Source organism: Chromobacterium sp. IRSSSOUMB001, from assembly GCF_023507765.1.
GTDB lineage: Bacteria > Pseudomonadota > Gammaproteobacteria > Burkholderiales > Chromobacteriaceae > Chromobacterium > Chromobacterium haemolyticum.
On record NZ_JALCYU010000004.1, the window covers coordinates 274953 to 290711 of the forward strand.

The following is a 15759-nucleotide window of genomic DNA, read 5'->3' on the forward strand; positions in this document are numbered from 1 at the left end:
TAAAAGAACGCGGGATCAAGAACAAGGCGTAAAACGCAAAAAAAAGTGGATGCGGCCCACCACCGCATCCACCAACACACACATCAAGAGGATAAACACATGCTGTTTGCTCAGACGCTCACTCCGGCTTTTTCACGTTCTTGAAAATCGCCACCAGAGCGCCTAGCACCACCAGGGTAGTCACCACAATGGTCACCAAGCTTAAAATGCCGACATCGTCGGAGAGAAGCAGAGTCAGAAGTTCCATCGCCACTCCTTTTCCGGGGCCACGCCCCATATAGGTTTCTTGACCTTCATCTTAGCCAGTTGGGGCGCCCGCCCATTGACCCAAATCAAATGGTATGCCCAACAAATTTGATGCAAGACAAATAAAAAGCCCCTGACTCTAGCCAGGGGCTCATTTCCTAAAAATCAGCAACTTATATCATTACAGTTGCTCGAAAAGCGATACAGTCCGGATCCGTTCCATCTCAAAAATTGGCGCTCGTCATCCACGTCGAGCCGATGTGCTCACTTGCTGCCGCCCATATCCTTGGACAGGAAAAACGCGTCGGAAAAGAATTCATCCTCCGGCAAGCCGCGTTCGCGCGTGAAGCTGCCGTGCGCGGCCTCCACCATCAGCGGCGCGCCACAAGCGTAAACCTGATAGCCGGACAAATTTTCGAAATCCTCCAGCACCGCCTGATGAACGAAGCCGGTGCGGCCCGCCCACTCGTCTGTCGGCAGCGCGTCGGACAATACCGGTATGAAGGTGATGTTGGGATTCTGCGCCTGCCAGGCACCGGCCAGTTCCGCCATATAGAGGTCGGCCTTGGTCCGCGCGCCCCAATAGAACACCATCTCGCGCTGGATTCCGCTGTGGATCGCATGCTCGATAATGCCCTTGACCGGCGCGAAGCCGGTGCCGCTGGCCACGAAGAGGATGGGCTTGTCGGAATCCTCGCGCAGGAAGAAGGAGCCCAGCGGGCCCTTGAAGCGCATGATTTCGCGTTCCTTCATCTGACTGAACACGTAGTCGGAGAACGAACCGCCAGGTTGATGACGGATGTGCAACTCTAGAAAAGCGTCGTCATGCGGCGCGTTGGCGATGGAGAAGCTGCGCTTCTTTCCATCCTTCATCAGGATGTCGATGTATTGACCTGCCTTGAACTGCAGGCGCTCCGATACCGGCAACTTGAGCTTGAGCACCGCCACGTCGTGGATTTTCTCGATTTTCTCTACACGGCACGGCAAGGTCTTGATCTGGATATCGCCCGCTCCAGCCACTTCGCGAGCCTCGATGGTGATGTCGCCCTGAGGGCGGGCACAACAGAACAGAGCCAGCCCCTGGGCGCGTTCGGCCTCGGTCAGGGCTTTTTCCTGGTAACCATCCTGGCTCACTTCGCCATCCACTACCTTGCCTTTGCAGGCGCCGCATGCCCCGTCGCGGCAGCCGTAGGGCAGGCCCACTCCCTGACGCAAAGCCGCTTCCAATACGGTTTCATGCGGCTCGACGCCAAATGTATGCCCGCTGGGGAGCACTTTCACCTGCGCTGTCATCTGTTTCCTCTACTCAATATCTGGCTAAAATGCGCATCATGCGAACTCTGATGATCATCGGCGCCGGCGATGTCGCGCGCCGCGCTTTGCCGGAACTGACCCGCCGCTGGCGAGTGCTGGCGCTATGCCGCTCAAGCGCGAGCGCCGAAGCGCTGCGCCGGCAGGGCGTCACGCCCATCCGGGGCGATCTGGACAACCCCGTCACTTTGCGCCGATTGGCCGGCCTGGCCGACGATCTGCTGCTGACCGCTCCCCCCCAGGAAACCGGCCGCAAGGACTTGCGCATGCGCAAGTTGTTGTCTGCGTTGGCAAAAGGTTGCAGGATACCACAGCGCCTAGTCTATATCAGCACCAGCGGCGTGTACGGCAACGCTGATGGCGCTTTGCTGGATGAAGGCGCCCGTCCTCGCCCGCACAACGATCGCGCCTTCCGCCGCTTGGACGCCGAAACCCAATTGCGAAGCTTTGCCGCAGCCCACGGCAGTCAACTGACCGTGTTGCGCGCGCCGGGCATCTACGCCGACAACCGCCTTCCGCTGAGCCGTTTCGCCTCGCAAACGCCGCTGATCCGCCCGGAAGAGGACAGCTGGAGCAATCACATCCACGCCGACGACCTTGCCGCCGCCTGCGTGACGGCATTGCGGCAATGCCGCGGCGGCCCTCGCGTATACAACGCCAGCGACGATCAGCCGCTTCCAATCAGCGAATGGTATCGCCGGCTCGCCGCCACGCTTGGCCTGGTCTTGCCGCCCTTGCTGCCTCGCGAGGAAGTCCGCGCCCAGGTCTCCGCTGGTCTATGGTCGTATATGATGGAGTCCAGGCAGTTGGACAACAGGCGTTTGCGCCGGGAATTGCTGCCGGTACTCCGCTGGCCCGACACTGCCGTCTACCTGGCGGCGCTGGCCCAAGCGCCGGAACGCATCGCCGTCGCGCTCGCCTCGGCGGCCAAGATTCGGTAACATCGCGGTTTTTTTGAGTTTTCAGCAGGCTTCTCTATGGAAAATCCGGCATTTCAACGCGCCATCCGCAGCTTCGTCCTGCGCCAAGGCCATCTGTCCACCGGCCAGCAACGCGCGATGGACGAAGGCATGCCGCGCTGGGGCATAGAATACCGCCCCGAGCGCATTGATCTGGAGCAGGCCTTCGGCCGCGCCGCGCCCAAAATTCTGGAGATCGGCTTTGGCATGGGCGGCGCCACCGCCGAAATCGCCGCCGCCAATCCGGATCAAGACTACCTGGGCGTGGAAGTGCACTCTCCCGGCGTCGGCAATCTGTGCAAGCTGATAGCGGAAAAAGAATTGAGCAATCTGCGCATCATCCGACACGACGCGGTGGAGGTGCTGGATCACATGCTGGCCGACGGCAGCCTGGATGGAGTGCATATTTTCTTCCCCGACCCCTGGCACAAGAAACGCCACAACAAGCGGCGCTTGATCCAGGCGCCGCTGGTGGAGAAGCTGATCACCAAGCTCAAGCCGGGCGGCTACCTGCACGCCGCCACCGATTGGGAAGACTACGCCTTGCAAATCATGGACGTGTTCAGCAGCCAGCCGCAGTTGGTCAATACCGCCGATGGCTACGCGCCACGCCCGGACTACCGCCCGCTGACCAAGTTCGAGGCCCGCGGCATCAAACTGGGTCACGGCGTGTGGGACGTCATTTTCCGCCGCCTCTGATCCCCTCCCACGCCCGTCGCAAGCGGCGGGCGTCAGCGCCTGTCAAAAGCTCTCCGGCCAGAGAGAGATCGTGAACACGTTCAGAGCACGTACCCGCCGGGCCACGCAGCGCGGTAGTCTTTGAACAGGCTCTCAGCCGGCTCGCGGCAATAAAGCCTCGATATCCTCCAGCAACTCGTGCGGCTCCACCGCCGGCTCGTAACGCTTGACCACCCTTCCCTTCGCATCGATCAGGAATTTGGTGAAGTTCCACTTCACCGGGTGTGGATGGGTGGAGTCTGCTTGAGTCAGCCAGCGCCACAGCGGATGAGCCCGCGGCCCGTTAACCTCCACCTTCGCGAACATGGGGAAATCCACCTCGAAGCGCGTCCGGCAAAAACGCTCGATCTCGGCCTCGTCGCCCGGCTCCTGGCCGCCGAACTGATTGCAGGGGAATCCCAGCACAACCAGTCCGCGGCCGCCCAAGCCTTGCTGCAAATCCTGCAAGCCGGCGTACTGCCGGGTGTAGCCGCACTCGCTGGCGGTATTCACCACCAACGTCACTTGACCGGTGTACGCCGACAGCGGCTGTTCGCTGCCGTCTATGCGCGCGGCGGTGAAGTCGTAAAGCGTGGTCATGGCCACCTCCGTCTCGTATAATGAGCGCTCCCGAGAATCCACTCAGGCACTATCCGATGTTGTTCAATCCCAGCCGGCAGGACGCCCGGCGCTTCTTCTTCGACACCTGGCAGAAATCCAAATCCGGGACGGACTTGTCCGATCTGGAAAAAATGGTGCTCCCCATTCTTATAGACCACCCGGAGTATCACGCCATTCTGGATCGGCCGGAACAGTATATGGAACAGGAGTGGACTCCGGAAATGGGCCAGAGCAATCCCTTCCTGCACCTGGGCCTGCATGTGGCTATTGAGGAGCAGCGCTCCATCGACCAGCCCTTCGGCATCCGCTCCTTGTACGCCCAGCTGGCGCTGCGCCACGGCAGCGAACATCTGGCTCAGCACGCGATGATGGATTGTCTCGGCGAAATGATCTGGCACGCTCAACGCCATGGCGGCGGACCGGACGTGAACCGTTACATAGGCTGTATTCGCGGCAAGTTGGGCATGGGAGCGGAGGAGCAACCCCGCATCAACCCTAATGACATCCCAGACTGACGCAGCACGCCCAACAAGCGCTTGCTCATGACCAACGCCCGGCTCAGCCGGGCGTTTTGCATTGCCCGGCGACAGGCAAAAAAAGAGCCGTGGGGGGAAACCCTCCACGGCGATCAAGCGGGGCAGCTCGTACTGGCAAAGCCAGAAGAGCAGCTTCATGCTATTCCCACAATAAACAAAATGCAAATAGTTTTTCAACAGTTAACAACAAATAAAATATTAAATCATTTATATAAATATAATATTTAAAATGAATCATTAAAAAAAGCCGGCCTTAGCCGGCTTGAAGCCTGAAACGAACGCGTCTCACAACAAACGATTGCGCTCTATGCCCGCTACAAAGGCCGCGATATTGTCCACCAGCTGCGCGGCCAGACGCTCCATCGCCTGCCGGCTGGCCCAGCCCACATGAGGGGTGACAATCAAATTGGGCAAGCGGGTTTTCAACAGAGGGTTGCCATGTACCGGCGGCTCTTCGCTCAGCACGTCGAAACCGGCGCCGCCCAGTTGCCCATATTTCAGCGCGGCCACCAGGTCCTCCTCGTTAACCAAGCCCCCGCGCGCGGTGTTGATCAACAAGGCGCCGGGCTTCATCAGCATCAGCTCCGGCTGGGCGATCAAGTCCCGGGTTTCCTCGGTCAGCGGGCAATGCAGCGAAATCACATCGGCCTGCGCCAAGGCCTCGGCAAAAGCCACATGACCGGAGCGCAGCGCCTTCGCGCCTTTGCGCTCGACGAACAACACTTCCATGCCAAGCGCGCCGGCCATCTCCGCCAAGCGCAGGCCAATACCGCCCGCGCCGACAATCCCCAGGGTCGCGCCGCGCAAATCGCGGATCGGCGCGCCGAAATGGCAGAACTGTCTCGATTGCTGCCACACTCCTGCGGCGACGTCGCGCTGATAAGCCGGCAGGTTCTTGGCCAGGGCCAGCATCAGGGTCAGCGCGTGTTCGGCCACGGTGTCGTCGCCATAATGGCGGATATTGCAGACCGCGATGCCCAGCTCGCGACAGGCGTCCAGGTCGACATGGTTGTAGCCCGTGGCGGCCACCGCCACCAGCTTAAGCCCGGGCAATTGCTCCAGGGTTTCCCGACGCAACGGCACCTTGTTGGTGATGACGATGTCCGCCCCCGAGCAATTTATCGCCGCGTCTTCGACGCTGGTGGAGGGGAACTCGTGATATTCGGACGGGAACGGCAAAAGCGGAACCGGGACAGGCAAGCTGTCCCGGTCAAGAAACACGACGGAGTGGGTCATCGGCTATTCAGTCATCTCTCGAAAGTGATCAAATCGCGGTAAGCATGCCAGCTGGCCAGCGCCAGAACCGGCATGATGATGATCAGGCCCAGGAAATAAGTCGCAAAGCCCACCGCGCTCAGCGTCACAATGATAGCCGCCCATATGCCCATCGTCAGCAGATTCTTCAGCACCGCCTGCACGCTGGCGATCATGGCGGTGACGGTGTCCACTTCCTTATCCAGCATCAAGGGGATAGAGACCACGCTGACCGAAAATACCACCTGAGCAAACAGGAAGCCCACCGCGAAGTAAGCCACCAGGAAGGCGAGATTGTCCGGATTGAAGGCATTGACCACAATGTCGTTCAAGGATGGCAAGGCGGCGGTGTCGTAGAACAGCGCGAACATCAGCAAGGACACCCGGAACCAGCCGAACACCAGCACCGCCAGCAAGGCCGCGTACAAGGTGAAAGCCGGCAAGTTGACGCGCCAGGCCGCCATGCTGTGCGCCAGCTTGACCCGTCCATGACCGTCGAAAGCCTCCATCTGCTTGGCGATGTCGTACAGACCTATCGCCAGAAAGGGGCCGGCCAACAGGAAAATGGTGGCGAAGGTGATGATCAGCTCAGGAGAGTGTTCGGAGTACAAGGTCAGCAAATACCCCATCAATACGAATACCGCGCCGTAAAACAGGCAGTCGGCCGGGGCTTTTTGAAAATCGCGGAAGCCTTTTTTCAGCCATTGCAACGGCCGGGAGGTTTCCACCCTGCGCGCAACCGGGCGATCGCGCGGGATATCGTGAGTCGCGTCCATGACAAGTCCCCCTCAAGGATACGATGCGAGGCAGCCCCCGCATCCTTACCGTTATACGCCACGCGTCGCAAAACACAAGCTGGCCGTCCGGCTGCTATAATCCCGCGATTGCCACGGCCCTTGGCGCGCGCCGCGCTTCGCGCCGCCGGGCCGGGCCTCATCCCGCGCTTGCGCGAAAGGACATCTCATGAGCGAACTGATTATCGAAGAACTGGCGATCGGCGACGGCGCCGAAGCCGTCAGCGGCCAGGAAGTCACCGTGCACTACACTGGCTGGCTGACCGACGGCACCAAGTTCGATTCCAGCAAGGATCGTTTCCAGCCGTTCAGCTTCCCGCTGGGCGCCGGCTATGTGATCAAGGGCTGGGACCAAGGCGTGGCCGGCATGAAAGTGGGCGGCAAACGCAAGCTGACCATCCCGGCCGAGCTGGGCTACGGCGCGCGCGGCGCCGGCGGCGTGATTCCTCCCAACGCCACTCTGGTGTTCGAGGTGGAGCTCTTGCAAGTGGGTTGAACCCCTGCTGTGCAAGGACGTAAAAAAAGCTTCCCCAGGGAAGCTTTTTTCATTGGATGGCGCGGGCTTATTTCTTCACGCACTGATGCTGACGACGGCGGCGCATCCAGACGAAGGCCACGCCCAGCAGCAAGGCGGCCACCACCGCCAGAATGCCGGCCTGCCCGCGATGCACCATGGTCATCAACCACTCGCGGTTGGCGGCGCCGTAATAGCCCAGATACACCCATACCGGCACCGAGATCAGCGCGGCGAAGCCGTCCATCAGCAAGAAACGCCAGTAGGAGATGCGGCGAGTCATGCCGGCGGTAATGAAGATGGGAGAGCGCAGTCCCGGTAGAAAACGGGCGACGAACAATACCCAATTGCCGTACTTTTCGAACTTCTCCTGCACCGCTTCAAAACGCTCTTGAGTCAGTATCCGCGCGATGGGCCGGAACTTCAGCACCCGGTTGCCAAACACTCGCCCGGCGGTGAACATGATGCCGTCGCCTGCCAGCACCCCGGCCATGCCGACGAGAAACATCCAATGCACATTGGTGTAGCCTAGGCCGGAAATAATGCCGCCGGCCACCAAGGTGATGTCTTCTGGAATCGGCACGCCGAAACCGCATACCAGCAACACGGTGAATACGGCGACATAGCCGTAGCCAGTGAAAAAATCGAGAAGTATTTGCAGAGTGTCCATTTTGTTCCGCTTGCCGCCATGTCTCCGTTCAGGACGATCCTGGCGCGGCTGCGTTATCGGGGTACATCACCAGGGGCTTATAATAGCACACCTCCAACGCAGACTTTCTTGACATGACTCGCCCTATCCAGGTGGAAATCCACCGCGCCGCCATCCGCCACAACTACCTGCTTTCCCGCGCCCAGGCCCCTCAAGCCAAGGCGTACGCCGTGCTCAAGGCCAATGCCTACGGCCATGGACTGCTGGATGCGGTCCAAGCCTTGGCCGATGTCGCCGACGGCTTCGCCCTGCTCAATATCGAGGACGCCGTCCGCTTGCGCGAAGCCGGCATCCAACAGGACATCGTACTGCTGGAAGGCGCTTTCGACGCCGAGGAAGCCGCGGCGATGACGCACTACCGGCTAGGCGGCGCGGTACATTCCCAACAACAGATAAGCTGGCTGGCCAAAGGTTCCGCCAAACAGCCGGTTTCCGTTTGGCTGAAGATCAATAGCGGCATGAACCGGCTGGGCTTCACCCCGGCGGAGGCCCCCGCCGCGCTCGCGCAATTGCGCGCTCAACCCGGCGCGCGCGTCGATGCGCTGATGACCCACTTCGCCACCGCCGACGACGACTACGGCGTCGCCGAACAATGGGGGCGCTTCCAGCCCTTGATCGCGCCCAGCGCGCTGCCGGTCAGCGCCGCCAACTCCGCCGCGCTGTTCCGCCACCCGCATACCCACGGCGCCATCGTGCGGCCCGGCATCGTGCTCTACGGCTGTTCTCCCTTCGCCGACATCGACGCCGCCGGCTTGGGCCTACAGGCGGCGATGACGCTAAGCAGCCGGATCATCGCGGTGCAAAAGGTGCCAGCCGGCGACGCCGTCGGCTACGGTCGACGCTTGGTGGCCGAACGCGACATGCGCGTCGGCATCGTCGCTTGCGGCTACGCCGACGGCTATCCGCGCATCGCCGACAACGGCACGCCGGTCGCGGTGGATGGCCTGCCCAGCGGCATCGTCGGCCGGGTATCCATGGACATGCTGGCGGTGGACCTGAGCGCACTGCCTCAAGCCGGCATTGGCAGCCGGGTTGAACTGTGGGGCCCTCAAGTGCCGATAGAACAAGTCGCCGCCGGCGCGGGCACTTTGGGCTACGAACTGATGTGCGCAGTGGCGCCGAGAGTGCCGCGCGTCGTCAATAACTGAGCCCGGCGCAGCCAGCCGCAGGCGGCCAACATACCCAAGACCGCGCCGCTCCAATGCGCCGACGTCAAGACCGGCTCGCCGCCGCTCCAATTGCCTGGAAACAGGCTTTGCCACACCAGCCGGGCCAGCAGGGCGGCCAGCCACAAGCCGCGCCAGCGCGGCTGCGTCAGTGCCAGCGCCGCCCACCAGCAATAAACCAGGCCGGATGCGCCGACAAAAGCCTGCGGCGTCGGCCATAGCCACTGCATGACGGCGATTAGCGGCGGCGCCGCCAGCGCCAACCCCAGCAGCAGCGACGCCCGTCCCTGCCCCAAGCAGGCCAGCACAGCCAGCGCCGCGCTGTTTAAGCAGGCGTGGCGCGCGTCGGCATGCACCCAGCCGCCGCTCAGCGCCCGCCACCACTCCTCGGCGTTCCACGGCTCGAAACGCCACGCCAGCGCCCCCGCACCCCAAGGCGCGGCCAGCGGCAGCAGGACGACGAGGCATAAACCCAGCTGCAGCCGGCCGGCCAGGGTCTTCAGCGCTTGCGGCGCCACAGCGCCGTCGCTCCTAATGCGCCCAAGCCCAGCAGCAACGCCAGGCCGCCTTCGTCCGCTGCCGCCACCGCGTTGCCGCGACGCGCCACGTCGACGTACAAGGGGTCATGGTCCGAAGAACGGTAAGCGTCCGCCGCGTAGTATTTCTGCTGCTGCTCCGCGCTCTTGAACTCGCTGCTGTACTCCAGCGCCGTCGGCTCATCGGCGTTGATGTGCCACTCCCCGGCGGCCAGCACCATGGAGCTCAGCGGCTTATCGGCCAAGGCATGGTCCAGGTTGCCGGATTCACCGTTGAATACATAGGAATAGGCATCGCGGCTCCAACGCGCCAGCAGATTGTTGAAGCCCGCGCTTTCAAAGGCGCGGATCGGATCTTCCTTGGCGTAGGAATTCATATCGCCCAGCAATAGCATGCCATCGTTAGGGCCGGGCTGCGGACGGGTGGCGTACCACGCCATCAGATCGCGCACCGCCTGCACCCGGGTCAGATTGCAATTACCCTGACCGTCGCCCTTATCCACGTCGGCCTGCCCGTCCACTACCATGTCCGCGCAGCTGCTGCCCTTGGACTTCAGATGGTTGACCGCCACGGTGACCCGGGTCTTGCTCTTGGCGTCCAGCACAAAAGTCTGCAACAAGGCCGGCCGGTTCTTCTGCGGATTGCCTACCACCCTCACCTCGGCCTTGCCCTCCGCCGTCACCACGGTCGGACGGTAGATCAGGCCGGTGGTGATCGCGTCGCTGCCCACTTGCGGCAGGCCGGGGTTGGCGAATTGATATTGCTTGGGCTGGGGTTGGCCCTGATTTAGCGCATTCACCAAGTCCTGAATCGCCGAGTAGCGGTCGAAGCCATCATTCTCGATTTCCATCAGGCCTACCACATCAGCGTCCAATTGACGAATCGCGGCCACGATCTTGGCGCGTTGGCGCTCGAAATCCTGCTGAGTCTTGGCGCCGCGCGGCGTCGGGAAACCCTTGCCTTGGCCGTCGCCATTAAAGAAGTTGAGCACATTGAAACTGGCGAAGCGCACGCTCTCCGGCTGGCGCTTGGGCGCGCCTGGGCGCGGATTACTGGCCACCACGCTCGGCGCAGCCAGCGGTTGCAGCCGATATTTGCCAAAGGCGTAGCTGACCACGCCGGTCACGCCGTCCAGGCGGTCGCCGCTGCGCAGGGTGCGGCTGGCGGACAGGCCGCCGGGCGCCGGCAGCCAGGCGTCGGCGTTCTGGATCTGCAGGCCGTCGTCCAGGGTCAGCTTGTCCAGCTGATTGGCCTCGCTCAGCGCCTTGGCCTCGGCGCTGCCGGGCAGGAAGCGCTGGGTGGCGGTCCACAAGCGCGGCCGGCTGGACAACGTCAACTCGCCGTAGCGGCCATAGTCGTAATTGGCGGCGACGTAGACCGGTCCTTCCAGGCGCACGGCCATGCCGGCCAGCGCCTCCAGCTGAGCGCTGGATTGCAAGGGCAGCCGCAGCGTGGCGTAGCTCAAGGGCTCGCTGTAAGCGCACTGCTCCACCGCGGCGATCGTGGACGGGGTGATCTGGGTTTCGCTGGCGGCGTCGCCCTTGCGGCTGTACTCGGACACCTTGCCAGTGACGCGCACCACATCGCCGGGTTTAAGCGTCGGCGCCGCCAGATTGCCGAGAAACACGAAGATGCCTTCCGAGGTGGTCGGGTCGGCATCCTGATCCCGCACCTCTTCTTGCAGGTAGAAGCCTCGCAATTGCCCGGCCCCGGTGAAAGCACCGCTGACGACGCCTTCCACAGTGACGGTCTTGCCCTGCATCGGGCTTCCGACGACGCGGCCCTGCACATCATGGATTAAAGTGGCGCCGGCGGCGCCGCAAGCGGCCTGGGCCAAGGCCGGAGTCGCCAACGCCACTGCCATGGCGATAGGGCTCAAGGTCCTGAATGCTGTTGCTGTTTTCATGGTCTGGGTTCATCACAAGCGTAAGGAGCGCTGATTCTAACCAGAGCGCAATGACAAAAAGATGTCATTAGATACAGTTGCACGCAAAGTCGCTATCTGTATGTTTTTCCTGAAAACAGTAAGCTCCGCATCTTTCCAAATCCAGGCAATAAAAAAACGCCAAACAAACAATGTATGGCGTTTTCATGCTGATGCCGGCACTTGCCGGCTGTGGCAATCAGGCGACGCTCTGGATCGCCGCCGCAATGGACTGCGCCCACTGATCGGCCAGAGCCTTGTCGTCGGCTTCCACCATCACCCTCACCACCGGCTCAGTGCCGGACGGACGCAACACCACGCGGCCGCGGCCTTGCAAAGCCTGCTCGGCAGCGGCCAGCGACGCCGCGGAAGCGCTCTTCCAATCGCAGCCGTTATGGCGAACATTGATCAGCGTCTGCGGATACGGCTGCCAGTCGCTGCAGGCGTCGGCCAGGCTCATGCCCAGATCCGTCAGGCTAGCCAGCACTTGCAGGCTGGAAATGATGCCGTCGCCGGTTGAGTGACAGTCCAGGCACAAGATATGGCCGGAAGCTTCCCCGCCCACCTGCCAACCCTTGCCATGCAGCATTTCCAGCACATAGCGGTCGCCCACCTTGGCGCGGCCGAAGGCCACGCCCTGTTTGTTCAGCGCCAGCTCCATCGCCAGATTGGTCATCACCGTGCCGACCACGCCGCCCTTGAGCTCGCCCCTGGCCGCGCGCGCCTTGGCGATCACATAGATCAGCTGATCGCCGTCGTACACGGTGCCTTCGCGGTCCACCATGATCAGCCGGTCGCCATCGCCATCCAGCGCGATGCCGTAGTCGGCGTGGTGCTCCAGCACCGCTACCTGCAAAGTCTTGGGATAGGTGGCGCCCACCTTCTCGTTGATGTTGTAGCCGTCCGGCTCGCCGCCGATGGTGACCACCTCCGCGCCCAGTTCATGGAACACCTTGGGCGCTACGTGGTAAGTGGCGCCGTGGGCGCAATCCACCACCAGCTTCAAGCCCTTGAGATCGCGATCGTTGGGAAAGCTGCTCTTGCAGAACTCGATGTAGCGCTCCACCGCGCCCTCGATGCGACGCACCCGGCCCAATTGTTCGGACGGATTGGTCGCCATCGGCTGCTCCAGCATCGCCTCGATTTCCAACTCAACGGCATCGTCCAGCTTCTTGCCGCCTTCGGCGAAGAACTTGATGCCGTTATCCTGGAAGGGATTATGCGAAGCGGAGATCATCACCCCGGCCTCGAGGCGCAGCGCGCGGGTCAGGTAGGCGATGCCCGGCGTCGGCAACGGGCCGGTCAGCAGCACATTGACGCCGGCGGCGGAAAAGCCGGCTTGCAGCGCCGCTTCCAGCATATAGCCGGAAATCCGGGTATCTTTGCCGATCAAGACCGTAGGACGATGCGCCTTGTCGTGGTCGACCAAAACGCGGCCGGCGGCATAGCCCAGTTTCATCACGAATTCAGGCGTGATCGGGAATTGACCGACCTCGCCGCGCACGCCATCGGTGCCAAAGTATTTACGGCTCATGTTTCTCTCTCGAATCCGGCCGGCTTCTGGCCAACCGCTGTAATCGCTACGCCGGCTATTGTGCGCCAGACACCCCTTTCAGTTCAAACTTTCCAAGGCGGCCAGCACTTGCAAGGCCTGGCGCGTGGCCTTGACGTCGTGCACGCGAATGATGCGTGCGCCGCGCCGCGCCGACTCCAGCGCCGCGGCCACGCTGGCGCCCAACCGCTCCGCGGGCACGGCTTCGCCAGTGATCGCGCCCAGCATGGATTTGCGGCTCAAACCCACCAGTAACGGCGCGCCGGCGGCGCGTTCAATCTCCGGCAGCCCGCGCAGCAAGGCCAGATTGTGTTCCAGCGTCTTGCCGAAACCAAAGCCAGGGTCAACCAGCAGCCTGCCACGGGCGATACCGGCATCCAGACAAAGCTGGACGCGGCGCGCCAGATAGCCGGCCACTTCAGCCACCACGTCAGCGTATTCCGGCCGATCCTGCATCGTGTCCGGGTTGCCTTGCTTGTGCATCAGACAAATTGCGGCATCCGAAGCCGCCACCAACTCCAACGCGCCCGCGTCTTCCAACGCAGACACATCGTTGACCAGATCCACCGCGCCCATGGCCAGCGCCTCGCGCATGACCACAGTGCGCCGCGTGTCCAGCGACAGCGGCGCGCCTAGCTCTCGCAAACGCTCCAACACCGGCAGCACCCGCTCCATTTCCTGTTCAGGGCTGACATGAGGCGCGTTCGGTCGTGTCGACTCGCCGCCGATATCGAGAATGGCCGCGCCGTCCGCCAGCATTTGCTCGGCGTGGCGCAGCGCCTGGTCCAAGGCGTTGAAACGCCCGCCGTCGGAAAAGGAGTCCGGGGTGACGTTCAGAATGCCCATCACCAGGGGACGGGACAGATCGAGCGTGAAGCGCCCGCATTGCAAAGAGGGTTTCATGATCTGAACTACGCTCATGGATGGAGGGGTGTTGTCGCAAAAAAGCCGGGCAAGCCTGTCAAGGCTTGCCCGGCTTGATGACTGAGAGACTCAGACTTCCTGGGCCGGATCGGCGGTCGGCTCGGCGGCCGGCGGCGTCGGTTTGTCTTCCTGCGGCTTGGCCGCGAAACCAGCGCCAGGCTTGGGCGGACGCGGCGGCTTGCCGTCCATCAGGTCGTTGATCTGATCCGCATCGATGGTTTCCCATTCCAGCAGCGCGGCGGTCATCGCCTCGACTTTGTCGCGGTTCTCTTCCAGCAAGCGGCGCGCCAGCGCGTATTGCTCGTCGATAATGCGGCGGATTTCAGCGTCTACCTGCTGCATGGTGGCTTCAGACAGGTTTTTGTGGGTAGTGATGGAGCGGCCGAGGAAGACTTCGCCCTCGTTCTCGCCGTACACCATCGGGCCCAGCTTGTCGCTCATGCCGTAGCGGGTCACCATGTCGCGCGCCATTTGCGTGGCGCGTTCGAAGTCGTTGGAAGCGCCGGTGGTCATCTGATTCATGAACAGCTCTTCCGCGATGCGGCCGCCGAACAAGATGGCGATGCGGTCCAGCAGATAACCTCGGTCATAGGCGAAGCGGTCCTGCTCCGGCAACTGCATGGTCACGCCCAGCGCGCGGCCGCGCGGGATGATGGTGACCTTGTGCACCGGGTCCGCCTTGGGCAAGAGCTTGGCGACGACGGCGTGGCCGGACTCGTGGTAAGCGGTGTTGCGCTTCTCTTCGTCGGTCATCACCATGCTGCGGCGCTCTGCGCCCATCATGATCTTGTCCTTGGCGGACTCGAGGTCTTCCATGTCCACCAGGCGCTTGTTGCGACGCGCTGCGAACAAGGCGGCTTCGTTGATCAGGTTGGCGAGGTCGGCGCCGGAGAAACCCGGCGTGCCGCGCGCGATCACCTCGGCGTTGACGTCGGCGGCAATCGGCACCTTGCGCATGTGCACGCCCAGAATCTGTTCACGGCCGCGGATATCGGGCAACGGAACCACCACCTGACGGTCGAAACGGCCCGGACGCTGCAGCGCAGGGTCCAGCACGTCCGGACGGTTGGTCGCGGCGATCACGATCACGGTGGAATTGGTGTCGAAACCGTCCATTTCCACCAGAAGTTGGTTCAGCGTCTGTTCTCGCTCGTCGTTGCCGCCGCCCAGACCGGCGCCGCGTTGACGACCAACCGCGTCGATTTCGTCGATGAAGATGATGCACGGCGAGTTCTTCTTGGCCTGCTCGAACATGTCGCGCACGCGGGCCGCGCCCACGCCGACGAACATTTCAACGAAGTCGGAGCCGGAAATGCTGAAGAACGGCACCTTGGCTTCTCCGGCGATGGCCTTGGCCAGCAAGGTCTTACCGGTACCAGGCGAGCCGGCCAGCAAGATGCCGCGCGGAATGCGACCGCCCAGGCTCTGGTAGCGGGAAGGGTCGCGCAGATAATCGACGATCTCCTTCACTTCTTCCTTGGCTTCGTCGCAACCGGCGACGTCAGCGAAAGTAACGGTATTGGCGTCCTGGTCCAGCATTCTGGCCTTGCTCTTGCCGAAGGAGAACGCGCCACCCTTGCCACCGCCCTGCATCTGACGCATGAAGAACACCCATACGCCGATCAGCAGCAGCATCGGGAACCAGCTGATGAAAATATTCATCAGCATTGACGGTTCCTCTTCCGGCTTGGCGGAGAAACGAACGTTGTTCTTGATCAGATCGTCGACCAGTTGCGGGTCGTAAGGGGCGTAGGTGCTGAACGCGGAGCCGTCGGTCAACTTGCCTTTCAGCCATTGCCCGCGCAGCGGGTGGCCTTCTATGGTCAGGGACTGGACCTTGCCGGACTCGACATCGCTGATGAACTGCGAATATTCAAGCTGATTCTGGGTATCCTGACGCTTGTTGAACTGATTGAATACCGTCATCAGTACCAAACCGATGATGACCCATATCGCGATGTTTTTGCCGATATTGTTCACGAGTAGCGGACTCCT

17 protein-coding genes are annotated in these 15759 nt (G+C 62.1%); 6 read left to right on the top strand and 11 right to left on the bottom strand.

The annotated features are described in order from the left end of the window. Window positions 1–118: 118 nt before the first annotated feature. A complete protein-coding gene (locus tag MOV80_RS07325; protein WP_019103856.1) occupies window positions 119–247 on the bottom strand; it encodes a DUF3149 domain-containing protein in 129 nt (42 codons plus the stop codon). Between the two features lie 263 nt (window positions 248–510). Then, window positions 511–1539 (bottom strand): CDP-6-deoxy-delta-3,4-glucoseen reductase, encoded by a 1029-nt coding sequence (locus tag MOV80_RS07330; protein ID WP_019103855.1) that lies wholly within the window; start codon window positions 1537–1539, stop codon window positions 511–513. Between the two features lie 38 nt (window positions 1540–1577). Here MOV80_RS07330 and MOV80_RS07335 point away from each other — a divergent pair, with 38 nt between their 5' ends. Together MOV80_RS07335 and trmB are read left to right on the top strand one after the other, a co-directional pair. Continuing rightward, window positions 1578–2498, top strand: a complete 921-nt coding sequence (locus tag MOV80_RS07335) for an NAD-dependent epimerase/dehydratase family protein (protein WP_081574284.1) — start codon at window positions 1578–1580, stop codon at window positions 2496–2498. A 36-nt stretch (window positions 2499–2534) separates the two neighbouring features. Next, window positions 2535–3215, top strand: a complete 681-nt coding sequence (gene trmB, locus MOV80_RS07340; protein ID WP_019103853.1) for a tRNA (guanosine(46)-N7)-methyltransferase TrmB — start codon at window positions 2535–2537, stop codon at window positions 3213–3215. A gap of 132 nt (window positions 3216–3347) precedes the next feature. On the opposite strand, the gene MOV80_RS07345 is transcribed toward trmB, so the two are convergent. Next, complete coding sequence (locus tag MOV80_RS07345) at window positions 3348–3833, bottom strand: glutathione peroxidase (RefSeq protein ID WP_019103852.1); 486 nt, start codon at window positions 3831–3833, stop codon at window positions 3348–3350. Between the two features lie 56 nt (window positions 3834–3889). Between MOV80_RS07345 and MOV80_RS07350 the strand changes: the two genes are divergently transcribed. After that, the gene (locus MOV80_RS07350; RefSeq protein ID WP_043591312.1) at window positions 3890–4369 is read left to right on the top strand and encodes a DUF1841 family protein; all 480 of its coding nucleotides are present in this window, start codon (window positions 3890–3892) and stop codon (window positions 4367–4369) included. A 27-nt stretch (window positions 4370–4396) separates the two neighbouring features. After that, window positions 4397–4618, top strand: a complete 222-nt coding sequence (locus MOV80_RS07355; RefSeq protein ID WP_141113091.1) for a hypothetical protein — start codon at window positions 4397–4399, stop codon at window positions 4616–4618. A gap of 57 nt (window positions 4619–4675) precedes the next feature. On the opposite strand, the gene MOV80_RS07360 is transcribed toward MOV80_RS07355, so the two are convergent. Both MOV80_RS07360 and MOV80_RS07365 read right to left on the bottom strand, forming a co-directional pair. Further along, window positions 4676–5626 (bottom strand): D-2-hydroxyacid dehydrogenase, encoded by a 951-nt coding sequence (locus tag MOV80_RS07360; protein WP_019100424.1) that lies wholly within the window; start codon window positions 5624–5626, stop codon window positions 4676–4678. Window positions 5627–5637: 11 nt separating this feature from the next. After that, the gene (locus MOV80_RS07365) at window positions 5638–6420 is read right to left on the bottom strand and encodes a DUF2189 domain-containing protein (RefSeq protein WP_043591313.1); all 783 of its coding nucleotides are present in this window, start codon (window positions 6418–6420) and stop codon (window positions 5638–5640) included. Window positions 6421–6607: 187 nt separating this feature from the next. On the opposite strand from MOV80_RS07365, the gene MOV80_RS07370 reads away from it, so the two are divergent. Continuing rightward, window positions 6608–6934 (top strand): FKBP-type peptidyl-prolyl cis-trans isomerase, encoded by a 327-nt coding sequence (locus MOV80_RS07370; protein WP_019101992.1) that lies wholly within the window; start codon window positions 6608–6610, stop codon window positions 6932–6934. A gap of 67 nt (window positions 6935–7001) precedes the next feature. Here the strand turns inward: MOV80_RS07370 and MOV80_RS07375 are convergent, their stop codons facing one another. Then, complete coding sequence (locus MOV80_RS07375) at window positions 7002–7622, bottom strand: DedA family protein (RefSeq protein ID WP_019101991.1); 621 nt, start codon at window positions 7620–7622, stop codon at window positions 7002–7004. Between the two features lie 113 nt (window positions 7623–7735). Between MOV80_RS07375 and alr the strand changes: the two genes are divergently transcribed. Further along, complete coding sequence (alr, locus tag MOV80_RS07380) at window positions 7736–8809, top strand: alanine racemase (RefSeq protein ID WP_019101990.1); 1074 nt, start codon at window positions 7736–7738, stop codon at window positions 8807–8809. On the opposite strand, the gene MOV80_RS07385 is transcribed toward alr, so the two are convergent. From MOV80_RS07385 to ftsH, 5 genes are all read right to left on the bottom strand, one after another. Continuing rightward, window positions 8755–9345 (bottom strand): rhomboid family intramembrane serine protease, encoded by a 591-nt coding sequence (locus MOV80_RS07385; protein ID WP_043591318.1) that lies wholly within the window; start codon window positions 9343–9345, stop codon window positions 8755–8757. The genes alr and MOV80_RS07385 overlap by 55 nt on opposite strands. Beyond that, window positions 9327–11243, bottom strand: a complete 1917-nt coding sequence (locus MOV80_RS07390; protein WP_161524277.1) for an ExeM/NucH family extracellular endonuclease — start codon at window positions 11241–11243, stop codon at window positions 9327–9329. The genes MOV80_RS07385 and MOV80_RS07390 overlap by 19 nt, the downstream gene beginning before the upstream one ends. Window positions 11244–11487: 244 nt before the next feature. After that, window positions 11488–12822 carry a phosphoglucosamine mutase gene (gene glmM / locus MOV80_RS07395; protein WP_019101987.1) on the bottom strand — a complete coding sequence of 445 codons (1335 nt, stop codon included), beginning with the start codon at window positions 12820–12822 and terminating at the stop codon, window positions 11488–11490. Between the two features lie 78 nt (window positions 12823–12900). Next, complete coding sequence (gene folP / locus MOV80_RS07400) at window positions 12901–13743, bottom strand: dihydropteroate synthase (protein WP_039755206.1); 843 nt, start codon at window positions 13741–13743, stop codon at window positions 12901–12903. Between the two features lie 90 nt (window positions 13744–13833). Beyond that, window positions 13834–15744, bottom strand: coding sequence for an ATP-dependent zinc metalloprotease FtsH (ftsH, locus tag MOV80_RS07405; RefSeq protein WP_048414214.1), 1911 nt, complete (start codon window positions 15742–15744; stop codon window positions 13834–13836). Between the last annotated feature and the right edge of the window lie 15 nt (window positions 15745–15759).

Bases quoted from the DNA above. Each gene is read 5' to 3' on its own strand.
- MOV80_RS07350 (WP_043591312.1), top strand. From the start codon at position 3,890: ATGTTGTTCAATCCCAGCCGGCAGGACGCCCGGCGCTTCTTCTTCGAC.
- trmB (WP_019103853.1), top strand. From the start codon at position 2,535: ATGGAAAATCCGGCATTTCAACGCGCCATCCGCAGCTTCGTCCTGCGC.
- MOV80_RS07355 (WP_141113091.1), top strand. From the start codon at position 4,397: ATGACCAACGCCCGGCTCAGCCGGGCGTTTTGCATTGCCCGGCGACAG.
- glmM (WP_019101987.1), bottom strand. From the start codon at position 12,822: ATGAGCCGTAAATACTTTGGCACCGATGGCGTGCGCGGCGAGGTCGGT.
- MOV80_RS07375 (WP_019101991.1), bottom strand. From the start codon at position 7,622: ATGGACACTCTGCAAATACTTCTCGATTTTTTCACTGGCTACGGCTAT.
- MOV80_RS07365 (WP_043591313.1), bottom strand. From the start codon at position 6,420: ATGGACGCGACTCACGATATCCCGCGCGATCGCCCGGTTGCGCGCAGG.
- MOV80_RS07335 (WP_081574284.1), top strand. From the start codon at position 1,578: ATGCGAACTCTGATGATCATCGGCGCCGGCGATGTCGCGCGCCGCGCT.
- alr (WP_019101990.1), top strand. From the start codon at position 7,736: ATGACTCGCCCTATCCAGGTGGAAATCCACCGCGCCGCCATCCGCCAC.
- folP (WP_039755206.1), bottom strand. From the start codon at position 13,743: ATGAAACCCTCTTTGCAATGCGGGCGCTTCACGCTCGATCTGTCCCGT.
- MOV80_RS07325 (WP_019103856.1), bottom strand. From the start codon at position 247: ATGGAACTTCTGACTCTGCTTCTCTCCGACGATGTCGGCATTTTAAGC.
- MOV80_RS07345 (WP_019103852.1), bottom strand. From the start codon at position 3,833: ATGACCACGCTTTACGACTTCACCGCCGCGCGCATAGACGGCAGCGAA.
- MOV80_RS07370 (WP_019101992.1), top strand. From the start codon at position 6,608: ATGAGCGAACTGATTATCGAAGAACTGGCGATCGGCGACGGCGCCGAA.
- MOV80_RS07360 (WP_019100424.1), bottom strand. From the start codon at position 5,626: ATGACCCACTCCGTCGTGTTTCTTGACCGGGACAGCTTGCCTGTCCCG.
- MOV80_RS07330 (WP_019103855.1), bottom strand. From the start codon at position 1,539: ATGACAGCGCAGGTGAAAGTGCTCCCCAGCGGGCATACATTTGGCGTC.